The sequence below is a fragment of the Mesorhizobium sp. WSM1293 genome (assembly GCF_000513875.1).
GTDB lineage: Bacteria > Pseudomonadota > Alphaproteobacteria > Rhizobiales > Rhizobiaceae > Mesorhizobium > Mesorhizobium ciceri.
In genome coordinates this window covers 102,431-121,045 of record NZ_AZUV01000013.1, presented here as the reverse complement: position 1 = coordinate 121,045, position 18,615 = coordinate 102,431, and the positions used below count along the sequence as shown (strand labels likewise).

The 18,615-nt window shown below is 62.5% G+C and carries 21 protein-coding genes and 1 tRNA gene; 17 read left to right on the top strand and 5 right to left on the bottom strand.

What is annotated here, in order from left to right; all coding sequences use genetic code 11:
- Positions 1 to 31 precede the first annotated feature (31 nt).
- From ribH to M729_RS0118095, 3 genes are read left to right on the top strand one after another with little or no spacing between them, the layout of a single operon-like run.
- Positions 32 to 526, top strand: a complete 495-nt coding sequence (ribH, locus tag M729_RS0118105) for a 6,7-dimethyl-8-ribityllumazine synthase (protein ID WP_013532245.1) — start codon at positions 32 to 34, stop codon at positions 524 to 526.
- The gene (gene nusB, locus M729_RS0118100) at positions 523 to 1,023 is read left to right on the top strand and encodes a transcription antitermination factor NusB (RefSeq protein ID WP_013532244.1); all 501 of its coding nucleotides are present in this window, start codon (positions 523 to 525) and stop codon (positions 1,021 to 1,023) included. Before ribH ends, nusB begins: the two co-directional genes overlap by 4 nt.
- Positions 1,020 to 2,231, top strand: a complete 1,212-nt coding sequence (locus M729_RS0118095) for an MFS transporter (protein WP_027162422.1) — start codon at positions 1,020 to 1,022, stop codon at positions 2,229 to 2,231. Before nusB ends, M729_RS0118095 begins: the two co-directional genes overlap by 4 nt.
- A gap of 8 nt (positions 2,232 to 2,239) precedes the next feature.
- Here the strand turns inward: M729_RS0118095 and M729_RS0118090 are convergent, their stop codons facing one another.
- Positions 2,240 to 2,812: an NADPH-dependent FMN reductase gene (locus M729_RS0118090; protein ID WP_013532242.1), complete on the bottom strand. Its 573-nt coding sequence runs from the start codon at positions 2,810 to 2,812 to the stop codon at positions 2,240 to 2,242.
- Positions 2,813 to 3,016: 204 nt separating this feature from the next.
- Here M729_RS0118090 and M729_RS0118085 point away from each other — a divergent pair, with 204 nt between their 5' ends.
- The 5 genes from M729_RS0118085 (at position 3,017) to M729_RS0118065 (ending at position 9,209) form a co-directional block, all read left to right on the top strand.
- Positions 3,017 to 3,928 (top strand): ABC transporter substrate-binding protein, encoded by a 912-nt coding sequence (locus tag M729_RS0118085; protein WP_027162421.1) that lies wholly within the window; start codon positions 3,017 to 3,019, stop codon positions 3,926 to 3,928.
- Positions 3,929 to 3,983: 55 nt separating this feature from the next.
- On the top strand, positions 3,984 to 5,147 hold the full coding sequence (locus M729_RS0118080; RefSeq protein ID WP_027162420.1) for an ABC transporter permease: 1,164 nt from the start codon (positions 3,984 to 3,986) through the stop codon (positions 5,145 to 5,147).
- Positions 5,144 to 6,082, top strand: a complete 939-nt coding sequence (locus tag M729_RS0118075; RefSeq protein WP_027162419.1) for an ABC transporter ATP-binding protein — start codon at positions 5,144 to 5,146, stop codon at positions 6,080 to 6,082. The genes M729_RS0118080 and M729_RS0118075 overlap by 4 nt, the downstream gene beginning before the upstream one ends.
- Positions 6,079 to 6,828 carry an ABC transporter permease gene (locus tag M729_RS0118070; RefSeq protein ID WP_013532238.1) on the top strand — a complete coding sequence of 250 codons (750 nt, stop codon included), beginning with the start codon at positions 6,079 to 6,081 and terminating at the stop codon, positions 6,826 to 6,828. Before M729_RS0118075 ends, M729_RS0118070 begins: the two co-directional genes overlap by 4 nt.
- A 239-nt stretch (positions 6,829 to 7,067) precedes the next feature.
- Positions 7,068 to 9,209, top strand: a complete 2,142-nt coding sequence (locus M729_RS0118065; RefSeq protein WP_013532237.1) for a sodium-translocating pyrophosphatase — start codon at positions 7,068 to 7,070, stop codon at positions 9,207 to 9,209.
- 272 nt (positions 9,210 to 9,481) lie between these two features.
- Here the strand turns inward: M729_RS0118065 and M729_RS0118060 are convergent, their stop codons facing one another.
- Positions 9,482 to 9,994, bottom strand: a complete 513-nt coding sequence (locus tag M729_RS0118060) for an outer membrane protein assembly factor BamE (RefSeq protein WP_013532236.1) — start codon at positions 9,992 to 9,994, stop codon at positions 9,482 to 9,484.
- Positions 9,995 to 10,108: 114 nt separating this feature from the next.
- Here M729_RS0118060 and M729_RS0118055 point away from each other — a divergent pair, with 114 nt between their 5' ends.
- The 7 genes from M729_RS0118055 (at position 10,109) to M729_RS0118025 (ending at position 14,846) form a co-directional block, all read left to right on the top strand.
- Entirely contained in the window at positions 10,109 to 10,657 is a 549-nt protein-coding gene (locus M729_RS0118055) for a ubiquinol-cytochrome C chaperone family protein (RefSeq protein ID WP_027162418.1), read from the top strand.
- A complete protein-coding gene (locus M729_RS0118050; RefSeq protein ID WP_027162417.1) occupies positions 10,654 to 11,202 on the top strand; it encodes a DUF177 domain-containing protein in 549 nt (182 codons plus the stop codon). Before M729_RS0118055 ends, M729_RS0118050 begins: the two co-directional genes overlap by 4 nt.
- Positions 11,203 to 11,314: 112 nt before the next feature.
- On the top strand, positions 11,315 to 12,385 hold the full coding sequence (plsX, locus tag M729_RS0118045; RefSeq protein ID WP_024504675.1) for a phosphate acyltransferase PlsX: 1,071 nt from the start codon (positions 11,315 to 11,317) through the stop codon (positions 12,383 to 12,385).
- A gap of 9 nt (positions 12,386 to 12,394) precedes the next feature.
- On the top strand, positions 12,395 to 13,366 hold the full coding sequence (locus M729_RS0118040; protein WP_024504674.1) for a beta-ketoacyl-ACP synthase III: 972 nt from the start codon (positions 12,395 to 12,397) through the stop codon (positions 13,364 to 13,366).
- A gap of 103 nt (positions 13,367 to 13,469) precedes the next feature.
- Complete coding sequence (locus M729_RS0118035) at positions 13,470 to 13,793, top strand: integration host factor subunit alpha (RefSeq protein WP_013532231.1); 324 nt, start codon at positions 13,470 to 13,472, stop codon at positions 13,791 to 13,793.
- Positions 13,794 to 13,918: 125 nt separating this feature from the next.
- On the top strand, positions 13,919 to 14,458 hold the full coding sequence (locus M729_RS0118030; RefSeq protein ID WP_027162416.1) for a MerR family transcriptional regulator: 540 nt from the start codon (positions 13,919 to 13,921) through the stop codon (positions 14,456 to 14,458).
- An 85-nt stretch (positions 14,459 to 14,543) separates the two neighbouring features.
- The gene (locus M729_RS0118025; protein WP_013532229.1) at positions 14,544 to 14,846 is read left to right on the top strand and encodes a hypothetical protein; all 303 of its coding nucleotides are present in this window, start codon (positions 14,544 to 14,546) and stop codon (positions 14,844 to 14,846) included.
- A gap of 544 nt (positions 14,847 to 15,390) precedes the next feature.
- On the opposite strand, the gene M729_RS0118015 is transcribed toward M729_RS0118025, so the two are convergent.
- Positions 15,391 to 16,005: a hypothetical protein gene (locus tag M729_RS0118015; RefSeq protein ID WP_027162415.1), complete on the bottom strand. Its 615-nt coding sequence runs from the start codon at positions 16,003 to 16,005 to the stop codon at positions 15,391 to 15,393.
- On the opposite strand from M729_RS0118015, the gene M729_RS1000000139305 reads away from it, so the two are divergent.
- The gene (locus M729_RS1000000139305) at positions 15,986 to 16,570 is read left to right on the top strand and encodes a helix-turn-helix transcriptional regulator (protein ID WP_224620241.1); all 585 of its coding nucleotides are present in this window, start codon (positions 15,986 to 15,988) and stop codon (positions 16,568 to 16,570) included. The two genes, M729_RS0118015 and M729_RS1000000139305, sit on opposite strands and share 20 nt — an antisense overlap.
- Positions 16,571 to 16,757: 187 nt before the next feature.
- Positions 16,758 to 17,219, top strand: a complete 462-nt coding sequence (locus M729_RS0118005) for a YbaK/EbsC family protein (protein WP_027162414.1) — start codon at positions 16,758 to 16,760, stop codon at positions 17,217 to 17,219.
- Between the two features lie 129 nt (positions 17,220 to 17,348).
- Here M729_RS0118005 and M729_RS0118000 read toward each other — a convergent pair.
- Together M729_RS0118000 and M729_RS0117995 are read right to left on the bottom strand one after the other, a co-directional pair.
- Positions 17,349 to 17,425, bottom strand: a tRNA-Pro gene (locus tag M729_RS0118000).
- Positions 17,426 to 17,779: 354 nt separating this feature from the next.
- Positions 17,780 to 18,547, bottom strand: coding sequence for an outer membrane beta-barrel protein (locus M729_RS0117995; RefSeq protein ID WP_013532224.1), 768 nt, complete (start codon positions 18,545 to 18,547; stop codon positions 17,780 to 17,782).
- Positions 18,548 to 18,615: the final 68 nt, after the last annotated feature.

Genomic DNA, 18,615 nt, shown 5'->3' with positions numbered 1-18,615 from the left:
CTAAGTCACCGGCAACTCCCCGGAGACTTTTATGGCTGGTACATCCCAACACGGCAAAGCCTTCATTCGTCCGAAGGCGAAGGCGCATCTGCTCATTGTCGAAGCGCGCTTTCACGACGACCTTGCCGATGCGCTGCTCGACGGCGCGACAAGCGCGCTCGATGAAGCGGGCGCGACTTACGACGTCGTCACCGTTCCAGGTTCGCTGGAGATCCCCGCGGTGATCACCTTTGCACTGGACGGCGCGACGGAAGGCGGCACACATTATGATGGCTTTGTCGCGCTGGGCACCGTCGTCCGCGGCGACACTTACCATTTCGACATTGTCGCCAATGAATCCAGCCGCGCGCTCATGGATTTGAGCGTGCAGGATTCGGTCTGCATCGGCAACGGCATCCTCACCACCGAGAATGACGCCCAGGCCTGGACTCGCGCCAAGCGCTCGGAAGGCGACAAGGGCGGCTTTGCCGCGCGTGCGGCGCTGACCATGATTGCCCTCAAGGAACAATTGGGAGCGCGATCGTGAGCGAACCCGCTTCGCCCGGGCAGCCCGCGATGCGCCACGCCAACAAGCGCGGCGCTGCCCGTCTGGCCGCCGTGCAGGCGCTCTATCAGATGGATGTCGCCGGCAGCGGTGTCTTCGAGATCACCGCCGAGTACGAGGCGTTTCGCCTTGGCAAGGAAGTCGACGGCGCGCTCTATCGCGAGGCCGATGCGCAATGGTTTCGCGCTATCCTGGCGGGTGTCGTCGAGAACCAGAAGACCATCGATCCGATCATCCGCCAGGCGCTGACCGAGGACTGGCCGCTGTCGCGGCTCGATTCGACGCTGCGCGCCATCCTGCGCGCCGGCGTCTACGAACTGATGAAGCGCGAGGATGTCCCGGTCGCCGTCATAGTCTCCGAATATGTCGACATCGCCAAGGCCTTCTACGAGGAAGACGAGCCGAAGCTGGTCAATGCCGTGCTCGACCGTGTGTCACGCCGGGTGCGTGGCGAGGGGCGCGGCAAGGACGCATCATGACGGCAATCGCCGTCGAGGCAGGCAGCGAGGCGCGCCGCACGGCGCTGATCCTGGCCGCATCGCAGGCGATCATCGGCTCGGCGGCCCCCATCGCCATCTCCGTGGGCGCGCTGGCCGGGCAATATCTGCTTGGCCCCGACAAATCATTGGCGACAGCGCCGATCACCGGCTTCAACATCGGCGTGGCGCTCGGCGCGCTGCCCGCAGCGGCCATCATCCGCAGAATGGGCCAGCGCGGCGGCTTCATGACCGGAACGATCGTCACGGCGCTTGGCGGCCTCGTCGCCACGCTTGCGCTTTTTCAAGGGAGCTTCTGGCTGTTTGCCTTTGGCTTGCTCACGATCGGTGTCGGCGGCGCCTTCGTCCAGCAGTTCCGCTTCGCCGCCGCTGACAACGCACCGCCGGAATTCAAGGCGCGCGCCATCTCCTTCGTGCTGGCCGGCGGCATCGTCACCGCTATCCTCGGGCCGCAGATTGTCATCTTCACCCGCGAATCGCTGGCGCCGGTCATGTTTGCCGGTTCGTTCGTGTCCATCCTGCCGCTGGCCGCCGTCGGCGCCATCATCCTGTCCTTCCTGCGGCTGCCGGCGAAAGCATCCGGCAAGGTGGAGATCGCCGACAGCGACGCCAGACCACTGGCTGAAATCGTCACGCAGCCGCGTTTCGTCGCCGCGCTTTTCTGTGCGGTCGGCAGCTACGCGCTGATGAGCTTCGTCATGACGGGCGCACCGCTGGCCATGGTCGGCTGCGGACTGTCGGAGACCGACGCGACGCTGGGCATCTCCTGGCACGTCATGGCGATGTTTGCGCCAAGCTTCTTCACCGGCTCGCTGATCCATCGCTTCGGCGCCGAACGCATTGTGACCACCGGCCTGATCCTGCTCATCGGCTGCGCCATTGTCGCTCTGTCGGGCCTGGCGCTGTGGCAGTTCTGGACGTCGCTGATCCTGCTGGGCCTTGGTTGGAACTTCGGCTTCATTGGCGCGACCGCAATGGTGGCCTCCACCTACCGGCCGTCGGAAAAGGGCAGGGTGCAAGGCTTCCACGACTTCGTCCTGTTCGGCTCCGTCGCCTGCGCCTCACTGATGTCGGGCATGGTCTACAACGCCTGGGGCTGGGAGATGCTGAACTGGATAGTCTTTCCGGTCACCGTCCTGTGCTTCGTGGCGCTGGGCGCGCTGAAGGTGACGAGCGCGCGCCCGGCTTGACACCAAACCTACGCGTCCGGCGGCAACACCTGAAGCACCCTCGCTATGAACATATGGAACTCAGCCATGTAGTTGCGCAGGAAGTCCTCGGTGGATTCGACCGTCACTTCGCCGTCGTCCGTTATCAGTCCCGGCGTGAACTGGATATAGGCTTCCGGCGCATTCATCTGGGGTGAGTTGCAGAAGCTCAGAACGCTGCGCAGGCTTTGTTGGGCGACAGCGGTTGCGATGGCGCCCGGCGATGTTCCGATGACGGCGGACGGTTTGCGCGCGAATGAATTCTTTCCATAGGGGCGGCTCGCCCAGTCGATCGCGTTCTTTAATCCGCCAGGGATCGAGCGGTTGTACTCCGGGGTAACGAACAGGACGGCCTGAACGGACGCGATCGCCTTTTTGAAATCCCGGGCGACCGGCGGGAAATCCGCATCATAATCGTAGCTGTAAAGAGGCAGATCCCTGAAGGCGATTTCCGTCATTTCAAGTTCCGGAGGAGCCAGTTGAACGAGCGCCTTCGCGAGCTTGCGGTTGATGGATTCCCGGGCAAGACTTCCGATGAGGTAGCCGACTTTGTGTATGGCCATGACACGCTCTCCGTGTTTGCCACCCGCACTCTATGGCATTATCCGCCAGATGGCAGCAGATCGCCAGCGTCGCCTCAAAATCGGCCTTCCGAACAAAAATATTGCGCTGATCCCCCTTGTTATGAAACCGTGTGCCCCGACTGGCCGTTGAAGCCATGCTCATATGCGGTCATCGCGTTTCGGTTCATAGCTAGGGGTTCCACAATGTTTTCAGTCAAGTTTCTGGCCGGCGCGGCATTGGCGCTCGGCATTACGGTGGCTTCCGCCAATGCCCAGGTGGTTGTCTCTTCGAAGATCGACACCGAGGGCGGCGTGCTCGGCAACATCATCCAGCTCGTCCTCAACGCCAACAACATCAAGACATCGGACCGCATCCAGCTCGGCGGCACGCCGGTGGTGCGCAAGGCGATCACCGCCGGCGAGATCGACATCTATCCCGAATACACCGGCAACGCCGCCTTCTTCTTCGAGAAGGCCGACGACCCGGTCTGGAAGGATGCCGCCAAGGCCTATGAAACGGCCAAGAAGCTCGACTACGACGCCAACAAGATCGTCTGGCTGTCGCCGTCGCCCGCAAACAACACCTGGGCGATCGCGCTGCGCAAGGAAGTCGCCGAGACCAACAAACTCGCCACACTCACCGACTTCGGCAAATATGTCGCGGGCGGCGGTCAGGTGGTGCTGGCGGCTTCCGCCGAGTTCGTCAATTCGGCGGCTGCACTGCCGGCCTTCCAGACCACCTATGGCTTCACGCTGAAGCCGGACCAACTGATCACTCTCTCAGGCGGCGACACCGCGGCAACCATCGCCGCGGCTGCCAACCAGACCAACGGCGCCAATGCGGCTATGGTCTACGGCACCGATGGCGGCATCGCACCGTCCGGGCTCGTCGTGCTCAACGACGACAAGGGCGTGCAGCCGGTCTACCAGCCGGCGCCGATCATCCGTGAAGCGGTGCTGAAGCAACATCCCGAGATCGAGACGCTGCTGAAGCCGGTCTTCGCCAAGCTCGACCTCGTCACGCTGCAGGAGCTGAATGGTCGCGTGCAGGTCGGCGGCGAGCCGGTCAAGGGCGTCGCCGAGGACTTTTTGAAGAAGAACGGCTTCCTGAAGTAGGACGATTCCGGCGCGCCGCTTTCGTGGCGCGCCGGATCGACTGACGGGGGAGGGCGTGAACATCCGCTTCGACAAGCTCGGCGTGGTCATCGCCGCTATATCAGCCTACGCGGCTTTTGCCGCGCCCTTTGCCACGTTCCGTGCCAACCGCATCGTCCCCGGCCAGGCGCGCTCAATTCTTGAGGCGCTGCCGGCAACCACCGGGACGCTGCTGCTCGTCATCATCGTCGCCGCAACACTCATCGCGCTGTTCAAGACACCGCTTGCGCTGCGCCTTGCCGCCAGCGTGGTGGCGCTTGCCGCGCTCGCGCTGCTGATCGGCGTCGCCGGAACATTCCTCACGCCGGAGGGCAACACCTTTGCGAGAGTTTCGCCGGCTTCCGGTTTCTGGATTCTGATCTTTGCCTTCACGCTTTTGCTCGCCGATGTGCTGACACGGCTGGACCTGTCGCCATTGGCACGGGTTGGCGTGCTTGCGGTCTCGGCTTTGGCGATCGGGCTGCTGTTGATTTCGGGAAGCTGGGACAATCTGTCGATCCTGAAGGAATATTTCAACCGCGCCGACAGTTTCTGGGCGGAGGGCTCCAAGCATGTGACGCTGGCGCTAGGGTCGCTGCTTGCGGCAGTGGTCGTCGGCCTGCCGCTCGGTATTCTCTGCCATCGTGTCGAAAGTCTGCGCGCTGGGGTTCTCAACGTGCTCAACATCATCCAGACCATTCCCTCGATCGCGCTGTTCGGCCTGCTGATCGCGCCGCTCGGCTGGGTGGCCACGCATGTGCCGGGGGCTGCCGCGCTCGGCATTCGCGGCATCGGCACAGCCCCCGCCTTCGTCGCGCTGTTCCTTTATTCCCTGCTGCCGGTGGTGGCCAACACCGTGGTCGGTCTCGCTGGCGTGCCGCGCGCCGCCAACGACGCGGCACGCGGCATGGGCATGACCGAACGCCAGCGCCTGTTCGGCGTCGAGTTTCCGCTGGCTTTTCCCGTCATCCTCACCGGCATCCGCATCGTCTTGGTGCAGAACATCGGCCTCGCCACCATTGCCGCGCTGATCGGCGGCGGCGGTTTCGGCGTATTCGTCTTCCAGGGTGTGGGCCAGACGGCGATGGACCTTGTGCTGCTCGGCGCGGTGCCAACGGTCGCGCTCGCCTTTGCCGCCGCCATCATCCTCGATGCGGTGATCGAAATGACCGCCACCAGGCGCAGGGTTGAAACGGCATGATCGAGATCGAAGGCATTACCAAGCGCTATGACGCGACGACCGTGGTCGATGACGTGTCGATGGTCATCGAGCCGCGCACCATCGCCGTCATTGTCGGCACGTCCGGTTCCGGCAAGACGACGCTGCTGCGCATGATCAACCGGCTGGTCGAGCCGACCTCGGGCGTCATCAAGCTCGACGGCGCCGACAATCGTTCGCTGCCTGGCTATGAGCTGCGCCGCAGCATCGGCTACGCCATCCAGGGTCACGGCCTGTTCCCGCATCGTACGGTGGCGCAGAACATTGCCACCGTGCCGGTGCTGCTCGGTTGGGACAAGGACCGCATCAAGGCCCGGGTCGACGAACTGATGACGCTCTATCAGCTTGACCCCGAAGCCTTCGGGCCGCGCTACCCGCACGAACTGTCCGGCGGCCAGCAACAGCGCGTCGGCGTTGCCCGCGCGCTCGCCGCCGAGCCCAACGTGCTGTTGATGGACGAACCGTTCGGCGCCCTCGACCCGATCATCCGCAACAAGGCGCAGGAAGATCTGCTGGCGATCCAGAAGCGCTTCGGCACCACCATCATTTTGGTCACCCACGACATGGAAGAGGCCGTGCATATGGGCGACAAGATCGCGGTCATGGATGCCGGCAAGCTGGTGCAATACGCCAAGCCCGCCGAGATCCTGGCAAAGCCGGCAAGCGCCTTCGTCGAGACCCTGGTCGGCGCCAGCGAAAGGCCGTTCCGGTTGCTGTCGCTCGGTCGGGTCCGCGATGCCGTGGAGAAGGGCTCCGCCGAAGGCGAGGCGATCCCCGGCGACGCCAGCCAGCGTGACGCGCTGGCCGAATTGTTGTGGACGGGCCGGCCGGCGCTGCCGGTCAAAGGCGCCGATGGCAAGCCGCTTGGCCGCGTCACCGTCGACGGGCTGGTGAAGCGCGCGGCGAGGCCCGCATGAAGGCCTGGCTTCCATCGCTGCTCAGACTTGCCCTGGTGATGCTGCTCGTTGCCTTCGTCACCAATCCCGGCTGGTTCGTGCCGCTGCTGAAGCCGCTGACCGAAAACAATGCGCCGGTGATCTACAACCAGGGCAGCCTGCTGACGCTGACATTGCTGCATTTGCGCACGGTTCTGATCGCCACCGTGGCAGCAACCATCGTTGCGGTGGCGCTTGCCATCCTGGTCACCAGGCCCGCCGGCGCCGAATTCCTGCCGCTATCGCGCAGCCTGGTCAACATCGGCCAGACCTTTCCGCCCGTGGCGGTGCTGGCACTCGCTGTGCCGGCCGTCGGCTTCGGCGAGAAGCCGACACTGATCGCGCTGTTTCTCTACGGTCTGCTGCCGATCTTCGAGAACGCGCTGACCGGCCTGACGACGCTACCTGCCAATGTCGTCGAGGCGGCGCGCGGCGCCGGCATGACCGGTTGGCAAAGGCTCACCAAGGTCGAACTGCCGCTCAGCGCCCCGATCATTCTCGGCGGCATCAGGCTGTCGGTGGTGATCAGCCTTGCCACCGCGACCATCGGTTCGACCGTGGCAGCCAAAACGCTGGGCGAAGTGATCATCGCCGGGTTGTTATCCAACAATCTCGCCTTCATCCTCCAGGGCGGCCTGATCGTGGCAGCCCTTGCCGTGCTGATCTATGACGGCCTGTCGGCCATAGAGCGCTACACGGCGCGCCGGATGGGCCGGGAGGCAGAGTAGCCGCGTCCTGCGTCAGGGCTAATTTCAATCGATCTAATCGCAGGGTGCTGACGGCAGCCGCCGCCTGGTCCCAACCATTTGGGCGAAAGCCGGGCAAAAACCGAACAATATCTTGACGTTCGCAGCCCTGTTTCGCATACACCGCTGCGAAGAGGCGGATTCCGTGCTCGGAATCCGGTCTTTGTCTCAACGGCCCAGGGAGGGGTTCTTTTGGGCCATCAATCGAGGAAAATCCGGCAATGACAATTATTTCCGCCGTCATCGCCTGCGGCCTGCTTTCAATCCTTTACGCCATCTGGGCGACACGTTCGGTCCTTGCGGCCGATCAGGGCAATGCACGCATGCAGGAAATCTCCGCGGCTATCCGCGAGGGCGCACAAGCCTATCTGGCGCGTCAGTACACCACCATCGCCATCGTTGGCGTCGTCGTCCTCGTGCTCGCCTGGTGGTTGCTGTCCATCACCGCCGCGATCGGCTTCCTGATCGGAGCGGTGCTTTCAGGCGCCGCCGGCTTCATCGGCATGCATGTCTCCGTTCGCGCCAACGTTCGCACGGCGCAGGCCGCATCGAACAGCCTCGCTGCCGGCCTCGACATCGCGTTCAAATCGGGCGCCATCACCGGCATGCTGGTTGCTGGCCTCGCCTTGCTCGGCGTGTCGATCTACTACCTCATCCTGACCCACTTCATGGGCCTCCAGCCCAATGACCGCATCGTCATCGACTCGCTGGTCTCGCTCGGCTTCGGCGCATCGCTGATCTCGATCTTCGCTCGTCTCGGCGGCGGCATCTTCACCAAAGGCGCCGACGTCGGTGGCGATCTCGTCGGCAAGGTCGAAGCCGGTATTCCCGAAGACGATCCGCGCAACCCGGCCACGATCGCCGACAATGTCGGCGACAATGTCGGCGACTGCGCCGGCATGGCCGCTGACCTGTTCGAAACCTATGCGGTGACTGTCGTCGCCACCATGGTTCTGGCTGCCATCTTCTTTGGCGGCACCGCCGTGTTGGGTGCGGCCATGCTTTATCCGCTCGCCATCTGCGGCGCCTGCATCCTGACCTCGATCGTCGGCACCTTCTTCGTCAAGCTCGGTTCCAACGGCTCGATCATGGGCGCACTCTACAAGGGCCTGATCGTCACTGGCCTGCTGTCCATCGTCGGCCTCGGCGTCGCCACCCAGGTGACGCTCGGCTGGGGTGAGGTCGGCACGGTCGCCGGCATGGTCATCACCGGCAAGAACCTGTTCATCTGCGGCCTGATCGGCCTCGTGGTGACCGGTCTCATCGTGGTCATCACCGAATACTACACCGGCACCAACAAGCGCCCGGTCAATTCCATCGCCCAGGCGTCGGTCACCGGTCACGGCACCAACGTCATCCAGGGCCTCGCGGTCTCGCTGGAATCGACGGCGCTGCCGGCGATCGTCATCGTCGGCGGCATCATCTCGACCTATCAGCTTGCCGGCCTCTTCGGTACGGCGATCGCGGTCACGACGATGCTCGGCCTTGCCGGCATGATCGTTGCGCTCGATGCCTTCGGCCCGGTCACCGACAATGCCGGCGGCATCGCCGAAATGGCCGGCCTGCCCAAGGAAGTGCGCCACTCCACCGACGCGCTCGACGCGGTCGGCAACACCACCAAGGCGGTGACCAAGGGCTACGCCATCGGCTCCGCTGGTCTCGGCGCATTGGTGCTGTTTGCCGCGTACTCGAACGACCTGAAGTTCTTCGCCGCCAATGGCGACAAATATCCCTACTTCCAGGGCATGGGCGAGATCTCCTTCGATCTCTCCAACCCATACGTCGTCGCCGGCCTGATCTTCGGCGGGCTGATCCCGTATCTGTTCGGCGGCATCGCCATGACGGCCGTCGGCCGTGCGGCGGGCGCCATCGTCGAGGAGGTGCGCAAGCAGTTCCGCGAGGATCCGGGCATCATGGCCGGCACCTCGAAGCCGAACTACGCCCGCGCGGTCGACCTTCTGACCAAGGCGGCAATCAGGGAAATGATCATCCCGTCGCTGCTGCCGGTGCTGGCGCCGCTCGTCGTCTATTTCGGCGTGCTGCTCATCTCGGGCTCGAAGGCGTCTGCCTTTGCAGCGCTGGGTGCCTCGCTGCTCGGCGTCATCGTCAACGGCCTGTTCGTCGCTATCTCGATGACCTCTGGCGGCGGCGCCTGGGACAACGCCAAGAAGTCCTTCGAAGACGGCTTTGTCGACAAGGACGGCGTCAAGCATCTCAAGGGTTCCGAGGCGCACAAGGCTTCGGTGACCGGTGACACGGTCGGCGATCCCTACAAGGACACCGCTGGCCCCGCCGTCAACCCGGCGATCAAGATCACCAACATCGTCGCGCTCCTGCTGCTGGCCGTGCTCGCGCACGGCTGATCTAGGCTTCAGCCCGAAACAACCCGCGGGAGCGATCCCGCGGGTTTTTTGTTGAGCAATGCCATGTCGACGCGTCAACAAGCCGATCTCTTGCATGCGGTAAATGCGCCGGTATCTCATCTACCGGCTTGGGTTTTGACGGCTTAAGCATCGCCGGCAAACATACGGGGATCTTGCCCTGATCGAGGCCATAACAAAAACCCGCAGGATCGCTCCCGCGGGTTTTTGGTCGCCTGAGATGATGAGGCTCCCGGAATGGAAGCCGAAAGGAATTAGGCGCCGCCGCCCGGAATGCTAGGTGCCAGCTTGCTGGCACCGTTGATGATCTGGCTGAGGAAGTTCTGGTCCTTGCCGCCGGTCGGTGTGGTGCGTGAGATGAAGTCGAACATCTTGCCGTCCTTCATCCCGTAATTGGCGATCTGGGTGACGCGGCCATCGGCGCCGAAATAGACCGCCAGCACATGCTGGTCGATGAGCCGTGGCTTGTCGAAGGCGACGTAGCGCTTGCGCGTCTGCGAAATGTAATAGAAGGCCTCGTTGTCGAAGGTCGCGGTCGTCGACGGCGTGCCGAGCGCCAGAAGCACCTGCTCGCGGCTCGAACCGACCGGCACCAGGTCGATTGCCTGCTGGTCTATGACGTAACCTTGCGTCAGCGTCTCACTCGGGCTGAGGTCGCCGATCATCTTGGAGGTGTGGCAGGCCGATAGTGCCGAAACGATCATCAGCAGCGAGATCGCGCCGGCGGGCCTGGACGAGAAGGTCGACTTGAAATTCAGCGCGCGCAACAACAACTCCATTAGCTGGCCGCAACTTGCGCTGGGCCGCGAAACCGGTAAACCAGCTTGCTTGCCGATGCAACAAGCCCACTTCAACAAACGGTCCCCAGGAGACCATCCCCAATGTTCCAGCGCTTTTTTGGCCGCGAACGCTACGCCAACCGCGCTATCACCGAGGCGCTTTACGCACAAATCGTGGCGGCGGCGCGGCAGACGGTGTTTTATTCCCACTGGAATGTGCCAGACACGCCGCTTGGCCGTTTCGAGATGCTGTCGCTGCACATGTTCCTGTTCCAGCACAGGTTGCGCGGTGAGAGCGGTGCGGCGCAAGAGGTCGCCCAGGTGCTGATCGACGAGTTCTTCCTCGACGTCGACCATTCGTTGCGGGAATTGGGCATTGGCGACGTTGGCGTGCCCAAACGCATGAAAAAGCTGGCAAAGATGTTTTATGGCCGAACCGCTGCCTATGACGATGCCCTGGAAAGAAACGACCATGAAGCGCTGACCGCGGCTCTTGCCCGCAATGTCCGGCCCGACGCGGGCGCCTGGCTGGAAGCATCGCTACTGGCCGACTATATTACCGACGCGCGCAATCATCTGGCCGCGCAGACATCCGAATCGATTGTGTCCGGCACGCTGACCTTTCCCGCCGCCAAGGAGGTTGAACAATGAAGCATGTGGACCCGCAAAGCCCGGTCTCCTTCCGTGCAAACATCACGCGCCTGCCGCAAAAGGGCCTGCCGCTGGTTATCGAAGCCGATGCCGCACAGCGTGCGGCACTGGCCGAGGAGCACGGGTTGATTTCGGTCGAATCCTATCGCGCCGAGCTTCTGGTCGCGTCGTGGAAGCGCAATGGCGTGAAGATAAGCGGTCGTGTCGAAGCCGACATCACCCAGGCCTGCATCGTCACGCTCGAGCCTGTCGAAGCGCATATCGACGAACCGGTCGAAGCGCTGCTGCTGCCCGAGGATTCCAAGCTTGGACGGCAGGGTTTCGATGGTGGCGGCGAGATCCTGCTCGACGCGGAAGGCCCTGACAGTCCAGAGACATTTTCCGGTGACACGATCGATGTCGGGGCACTCGCCGAACAGTATTTCGGGCTCGCCATCGACCCCTATCCGCGTAAGCAGGGCGCATCGCTCAACGCCGGCAGCGAGACCGAACCGGCGGAGAATGAATTTCAGCAAAAACTGCGATCCTTGCTGGGAAAATCCTGAAAAGCTCGCCCGCGACGGAAAAGTCGGTTGTGTGGCAGCCCAAAACCGTTATTTTCGCCGAACCTTCGCGGTCGCTAAACGACCTGCCGCCTAACCGTGAGACAAATACCGCGTGATCAGGATTTCCATCGATGCCATGGGCGGCGATCACGGACCAGCCGTGGTCATTCCAGCGCTCATGACGGTCGCGACCCGTCGTCCCGACATCCGCTTCGTCATCTTCGGGCGTGAGGAGGTCGTGCGCCCGGAGCTCGCCAAATTTCCCAAGCTTGCCGAGATCAGCGAATTCTTCCATTGCGAAATTGCGGTCAGGATGGACGACAAGCCGAGCCAGGCGCTGCGCCACGGCCGCTGGAAGTCATCGATGTGGAAGGCCGTCGAAGCGGTCAAGGCCGGCACGGCCGACGCCTGCATTTCCGCGGGAAACACCGGTGCGCTGATGGCGATGTCGAAGTTCTGCCTGCGCACCATGGCCACCATCGATCGCCCGGCGATCGCAGCCCTTTGGCCGACATTGCGCGGCGAAAGCGTGGTGCTGGATGTCGGCGCGACCATTGGGGCCGATGCGCAACAGCTCATCGATTTTGCCATTCTCGGCACCGGCATGGCGCGCTCGGTCTTCGGCATAGCCCGGCCCAGCGTCGGCCTGCTCAATGTCGGCGTCGAGGAGATCAAAGGCCAGGAAGAGGTCAAGGAGGCGGGGCGCATGCTGCGCGAAGCCAACATGGCCTCGATGAACTATCACGGTTTCGTCGAGGGCGACGATATCGGCAAGGGCACGGTCGACGTTGTGGTGACCGAGGGCTTCGCCGGCAACATCGCTCTGAAGACCGCGGAAGGCACGGCGCGCCAGATAGCGGGTTATCTGCGCGCCGCGATGAGCCGCACCCTGATGGCCAGGATCGGCTACGTCTTCGCTAAGGGCGCCTTCAACCGCTTGCGCGAAAAGATGGATGTCGGCCGCTCCAATGGCGGCGTTTTCCTGGGGCTGAGCGGGATCGTCGTCAAAAGCCATGGCGGTGCTGATTCTGACGGGTTCGCCGCCGCGATCGAACTCGGCTATGACATGGTCCGCAACAACCTCCTCGACCGTATCGAGGCCGATCTGGACCTGTTTCATGCGCGCAACCCGCGCGCCCTGTCATCTAGGAAATCCGACGTCGTCACCGACGCAAAGGAATAGGAAAGAACTTTGATCAGATCAGTCGTGCGCGGCACGGGCGCCGCGCTGCCCCGCCGAATCATGAAGAATGCCGATTTCGAAGGCATGGTCGAGACCTCCGACGAGTGGATCGCCCAGCGCACCGGCATTCGCCAGCGCCACATCGCGGGCGATGACGAGACGACGGCTTCGCTGGGGGAAGCGGCGGCACGTGCCGCACTTGCCAATGCGGGTCTCACGCCCGCCGACATCGATCTGATCGTGCTGGCGACCTCGACGCCCAACAACACGTTTCCGGCCACCGCCGTCGAGATCCAGAACCGGCTCGGTATGCATCACGGCTTTGCCTTCGACATGCAGGCGGTCTGTTCGGGTTTCGTCTATGCCGTGACCACCGCCGATCTCTACATCCGCGGCGGCCTGGCCAAGCGTGTCCTGGTGATCGGGTCCGAAACATTCTCGCGCATTCTCGACTGGAGCGACCGGTCGACCTGTGTGCTGTTCGGAGACGGCGCCGGTGCCATGATCCTGGAAGCGGGCGAGGGCGCGGGCACGATCGCCGACCATGGCGTTCTGGCGGCCAGCCTGCGCTCCGACGGCACGCACAAGGACAAGCTTTTTGTCGATGGCGGGCCGTCAACGACGGGTACGGTCGGCCATCTCCGGATGGAGGGCCGCGAAGTCTTCAAGCACGCGGTCGGCATGATCACCGACGTCATCGAGGCGACGTTCGCGCAAGCCGGTATCTCAGCCGAGGATCTCGACTGGTTCGTGCCGCACCAGGCCAATAAACGAATTATTGACGCTTCCGCCAAGAAGCTCGGGATAGCTGAGCAAAAGGTGGTGGTTACGGTCGATTTGCACGGTAACACCTCGGCTGCTTCCGTGCCGTTGGCGCTGTCGGTGGCCGTTGCCGACGGCCGCATCAAGAAGGGCGATCTCGTCCTCCTGGAAGCGATGGGTGGCGGCTTCACCTGGGGCGCTGTCCTGGTTCGCTGGTAAGTGCCGAACGGTCCAGTTTCGGTCCTTGACCTTGACGGATCAATTACTTAGGCTCTGCCGTTGTTGTGCCGAATTTTATGTTTTGAGCTGATGGGACGGTCGCATGGGGGGAAAGACACTTACGCGCGCCGACCTTGCCGAGGCAGTTTACCGGAAGGTCGGCCTGTCGCGCACTGAATCGGCCGAACTCGTCGAAGCGGTGCTGGATGAAATCTGCGAAGCCATCGTGCGCGGCGAAACGGTGAAGCTGTCGTCCTTCGCGACATTCCACGTCCGCTCCAAGAACGAGCGTATCGGCCGCAATCCCAAGACCGGCGAGGAAGTGCCGATCCTGCCGCGTCGGGTGATGACCTTCAAGTCGTCCAACGTGCTGAAGAGCCGTATCTTGCGCTCCCATCAGAGCGGCAAGGCCAAAAGCGGCAAGTAATCCTACTGCGCGGTTGAAAACCGCCACCGCCATGACGCCGGGCTTGAATATTGCTTCATAAACCGCTGAAATAAGCCCCGATTCGGCAGCTAGGCCGGATCATCGTCCAGCGTGAGGATTCGCCCATGGACAAGAGCCCCGACGCCTTTCGTACCATCAGCGAGGTCGCCGAAGATCTCGATTTGCCGCAGCATGTGCTGCGCTTCTGGGAAACGCGTTTCAACCAGATCAAGCCGATGAAGCGCGGCGGCGGCCGTCGTTACTACCGGCCGCAGGATGTCGAGCTGATCAAGGGCATCCGCCATATGCTCTACGACCAGGGCTACACCATCAAGGGCGTGCAGAAGCTGTTGCGCGAGAACGGCAACCATTTCCTGGTTGCCATCGGCAATGGCGACATGGCCGCCGTCGAGGCGATCTCGCAGCGAAGGCAGGCTGACCAGGTGCCGCTGACGCCGGTGGCCCAGCCGCGCAGCATGGACGACGAACTGGTCGGCCAGCCGCGCGTCAAACCCAGCCGTCGCTTTTTCGGCCTGGGCAAGAGCGACGAGGACGGTCCGGTGCAGCCGGATGCATCGAAACTCTCGCGCGACAACAGGGCCTTGCTGCAGGAGGCGCTGTTCGACCTCCTGGAATGCAAGCGCCTGCTTGATCAGGTGCGCTGACCGCAGCCCGACGCGATAGTTCGAAACCGGAACCCGTCTTCCGGTGAGGCGTTACGTTTCCTTCTGCAAGTGAAGGAAACACATCATGGCATCATTTTCGACCCTCTCGGACATCGATCTCGACAGGCAGGTCGCGGCTCTCACCAAAGAACTGGCCAGCCTGAAGAGGGCTGTGGCGAGGCGAGGCGGCGCCTACTACGAGGACGGTCGCGATGCAGCCTTCGACACCTATTCCGATCTTGCGGGGCGTCTGCGCGACGCCATGCCGGCACTGCGCAAACAGGGCAGGGTGATCGAGAGGTCGGCCCGCGACCATCCGGCGGCTGCCGCTGCTGTCGGCCTTGTGGTGCTCGGTCTTGTCGCCAGTCTGCTGTTCAGCCGGCGCTGAGGCGGTGCTTCTGATGGTTGAGATAGCTGGCGCCGTCATTCGACGAACTTGGTGCGCCCAAATCGTGTCGAGCTGACGCGCCGCAATGCCAAGAGAAGACCGGCCTTGGACAGGAAGCCAAGGCCGGTCTTCTCGGTGGCAGTTTGCGGTGCTTAGGCCTTGTTTCCGATCACATGGTGGTGGTGGCGGTGATGATGGTGGTGGCGGACATGGTGGCGATGATGATGGTGGTGGTGACGATGATGCTTTGCCATCGGGGCCGCATCCGCACTCGTCGCACCGATGACGGGCACCGTGAAAGCCAATGCAACTGCAAGCCCGAGGGCCGAGAGGAGGGACTTCTTCATGGATCGTTTCCTTTTGTTTCGCGGGCGCATATGGATCGGGGCGATAGCCCGGCCGCCGCGAATGGAATTACGCGCCTGAATTTTTTCGTCAGTATTTCCCGATTGTAGAATTTTGTTTCTGGACTGTTTCTGCCCAATCCAGCCTCCCGCCACCATGCACGGCAAGATCGAGAGGCGGCCATTGGCCGCCTGTCCGACTACATCGGCGGCACGACGCCGTTGGTTCCGACCACGACGCGGCTGGCGCTGAGTGCGCCGTCACTGCCCCGCTCAGCGGTGACAAAGACCGTCGCACCCGGCTTGAGGTCGGTCGGCGTCGCCGGCGCGAAGGTGACGACAGGGGTGGTGTCGGGAATCGAAATCTTCTTGGTCTGGCCATTGTCATAGGTCAGCGTGACGGATCGCCCGCTTATATCGGTAACATCGGCGACGGTGCCGTTGGTCATCCGGCTGTTTGGCTGCAGGTCCCAGGGGCGGTCACCCTCGCCAGTGCCTTTCAGCGCGGCCGGGAAGACCACCACCTCCAGGGCGCCGCTGCCGCCATCCGCTTTCGATACGGAGGCAATGCCGAGGAAATCGCCCTGCTTGATGTCCGTTGCCGAGGCGTTGGCGACGCCCGAGATCTTCCAGCCGGCCTTGAGCTTGATCGCGTCGGTATCGCCCTGGCGGGTTTTCACGGTGAGCAGCGTGGGCTTAAAACTGACCACCGTGCCGCGCACACGAAGCGCGCCTGCGGCTTGGGCGGCGCCCGCGCCGGCGACGGAAAGGCTGGAAATCGTGCCGAGCACGACCATGACTGTCTTCAAGTTCATTGCAAAAAATCCTTCCGGGAAAGAACTGGCTGGAACCGGATGGTTTCGCGCCAGCGACCCGGAGATAACGAATGGGCGCGGCGAAACTGCCGGCAAAAGGCCAATCAGGCCTTCAAAACAACTTGATCGCGACGTGTGCGCCAGAGGCCGCGCCAGGCACCCGGTTCACGATCCCGTGACGGCCATTTTGGCCCTTGGCAAATCACCAGTGAGAGGGCATCTTCCCGACCGTCTCAGGCAACACTCCTCATTTGATCAAACTCTTTCAGTCATGGAGTTGCCAATGCCCCATAATGCGAAAAGCGAACCCCACTCCGAACCGGCAACCAACGGGAGCGGGCCAGATTACAACACCCTCAGAGCGATGCGGGAGACCCGCGGTTACAGCGTGGAAGAGCTCTCCCTGACATGCGGCCTGGCGGTGGACGAGATTGAGGATATCGAAAGCGGCAGAGTGACCGATCCGTCGAAGCTGCGTCGTATTGTGTCCGCGCTTCACCTTCCCCAGGAAGCTCTGATCACCCCGGCTGCGCCGCCGGCGGCGCAAGGTCGATCGCTGGCGTAGACCCGCACCAGGCATTCCAGAGAACCCGCCAAGGCCCTCTTGGCGGGTTTCTTTGTACCTGCCGCAGCGTCTGCTTCAGCCTGGCGCTTGCCGATTTGTATGCCGCGCGTGCTTATATGCGCGGCGGCCCCGGCTGCTGGACAGCAATCCGCCGTCCTTCAAGTTTTTGAACCATGGGTTTTTCGATATGAGCCTGGACTCCGTTCGTGCCTTCTTCGCCACCCACGCGCCTGACATCGACGTCATCGTCACGGAGGCGAGCTCGGCGACGGTGACCCTGGCGGCCGAGGCGCATGGCGTGCTGCCGGCGCAGATCGCCAAGACGATCTGCCTGCGCGTCGGCGACCGCACCATGCTGGTGGTGACCAGCGGCATCGCCAAGCTGGACAACCGCAAGTTCAAGGACCAGTTCGGCGGCAAGCCGCGCATGCTCGACGCGGCGGAAGTTGTCGAAGCGACCAGCCACCCGGTCGGCGGCGTCTGCCCGTTCGGCCTGCCGGCGCCGCTGCCGGTCTATTGCGACGTATCGCTGCGCGAATTTGACGAGGTCGTGCCCGCGGCAGGCACCACCAATGCGGCGGTGCGGATCAGCCCGCAGAGGATGGTTGAGCTGATTGGGGCTGAGTGGGTGAATGTGTGCCAGGGGTAGGGAGCCCAACCGAAGTTCGAGCAAGGCGATTGAGAATACATTCCGGGATTTTGTCCCGATCCGAGATTTGGCCAGAATGACCGGGCATCTGGAAAGGCGGACTTTTGGGGGCAAGTCCTGCTTCTAAAATGGTCGGAGTGGCCGGATTCGAACCGACGACCCCTTGACCCCCAGTCAAGTGCGCTACCGGGCTGCGCTACACTCCGGACCGCGGAAAGCCCTATATTCTCAAGGGTTCAGAAGCAAGAGGCGAATTCGCTGAAATTGGTGAAATGGGAACAGACGGTGTCCCGGTGTGCCTTTGGTGACCGAAAGTCACACCGACAAATCATACCGCAAGTGCTGCTTAGGTTCCGGTCACCGAGGGCGGACACACTACGTGCTTTGTCTTGCCCTGGAAGGGCATAGCCTGCACCGCTTTAGGCTGCAATTGCCCAAAGAAGTTCAAGACTTCGTTCAATCGCCAGAATGTTCGAAGGAATATGTAGGCTACGAGGAAAGGGGAGCGATGACGAGCTCCCCTGACGCTAGATCTGATCCGCGAAAATGATGTCGATGCACTACTGACCCATTCCAAACTTGTAGGTTAGCCGGGCCATCACGGCATCGACCTTTGCCTCTGTGCGATAGGTCTCGGGATTGTCGCCGAGAGTGCCATCATCGAACACGTTGTCGCCCGTGCTCGTCTTATGGCCGAGGTCAACGTGGGTGTAGTCCACGCCAAGCGAGAGGTTGTTCGTAAGGGCATAGTCGATGCCAGCGCCGAGCGCATAGCCGTTCTGCCACTCATTCTTTTCGTAGGTCACCAGAGCGTCGTTGTCTCGGGCGCGGAAATCCACCTTGCCGCCGGCATAACCAGCCTTGGCATAGATCAGCACGCGATCGAAGGCGTAGCCGACGCGGCCGACGACCGTGGCATAATTCGAGATTTTGGCGGTCTCGGTGTCGCTGTCCGGGAAATAGGGGCTGGTGATGGTCTTGCGGATGCCCGTTGCCGTCCAGGTCGCTTCGCCGCCCAGAATGAACTGTCCCCACTGCCATTGCGCGCCTGCATGGATACCGCCGGCTACGCCGGCTTTGTTGAAGTCAAATCCTTCTGTTCCCGCCGGAACGAGGTCGGTGAAGAACCCACCGTTTGGCTCGGTCATATCCGTTGCCGTGATGTCACCATTGGCAACGCCGAGATGGCCGCCGACATAGAGGCCGCTCCAGTCATAGGCCGACCCCGCAACCGGGGCCAACATGTCTGCTGCTGACGCGGTGCTTGCCGACAGGGCGGCAACCGCGAGAACTGCTAAGAATCTATTCACGTATTTCTCCCAACCCAAGTAATTCCCTCGGGAACAACAATAGCCGGGAGTGAAATGAAATTATGTAATGTTTTTGCCACAGCCGC

Bases quoted from the DNA above. Each gene is read 5' to 3' on its own strand.
- M729_RS0118035 (WP_013532231.1), top strand. From the start codon at position 13,470: ATGGGGGGAAAGACACTTACGCGCGCCGACCTTGCCGAGGCAGTTTAC.
- M729_RS0118070 (WP_013532238.1), top strand. From the start codon at position 6,079: ATGAAGGCCTGGCTTCCATCGCTGCTCAGACTTGCCCTGGTGATGCTG.
- M729_RS0118075 (WP_027162419.1), top strand. From the start codon at position 5,144: ATGATCGAGATCGAAGGCATTACCAAGCGCTATGACGCGACGACCGTG.
- M729_RS0118090 (WP_013532242.1), bottom strand. From the start codon at position 2,812: ATGGCCATACACAAAGTCGGCTACCTCATCGGAAGTCTTGCCCGGGAA.
- M729_RS0118050 (WP_027162417.1), top strand. From the start codon at position 10,654: ATGAAGCATGTGGACCCGCAAAGCCCGGTCTCCTTCCGTGCAAACATC.
- M729_RS1000000139305 (WP_224620241.1), top strand. From the start codon at position 15,986: ATGACTGTCTTCAAGTTCATTGCAAAAAATCCTTCCGGGAAAGAACTG.
- ribH (WP_013532245.1), top strand. From the start codon at position 32: ATGGCTGGTACATCCCAACACGGCAAAGCCTTCATTCGTCCGAAGGCG.
- M729_RS0118005 (WP_027162414.1), top strand. From the start codon at position 16,758: ATGAGCCTGGACTCCGTTCGTGCCTTCTTCGCCACCCACGCGCCTGAC.
- M729_RS0118085 (WP_027162421.1), top strand. From the start codon at position 3,017: ATGTTTTCAGTCAAGTTTCTGGCCGGCGCGGCATTGGCGCTCGGCATT.
- M729_RS0118030 (WP_027162416.1), top strand. From the start codon at position 13,919: ATGGACAAGAGCCCCGACGCCTTTCGTACCATCAGCGAGGTCGCCGAA.
- M729_RS0118065 (WP_013532237.1), top strand. From the start codon at position 7,068: ATGACAATTATTTCCGCCGTCATCGCCTGCGGCCTGCTTTCAATCCTT.
- M729_RS0118095 (WP_027162422.1), top strand. From the start codon at position 1,020: ATGACGGCAATCGCCGTCGAGGCAGGCAGCGAGGCGCGCCGCACGGCG.
- M729_RS0118055 (WP_027162418.1), top strand. From the start codon at position 10,109: ATGTTCCAGCGCTTTTTTGGCCGCGAACGCTACGCCAACCGCGCTATC.
- M729_RS0118015 (WP_027162415.1), bottom strand. From the start codon at position 16,005: ATGAACTTGAAGACAGTCATGGTCGTGCTCGGCACGATTTCCAGCCTT.
- M729_RS0118025 (WP_013532229.1), top strand. From the start codon at position 14,544: ATGGCATCATTTTCGACCCTCTCGGACATCGATCTCGACAGGCAGGTC.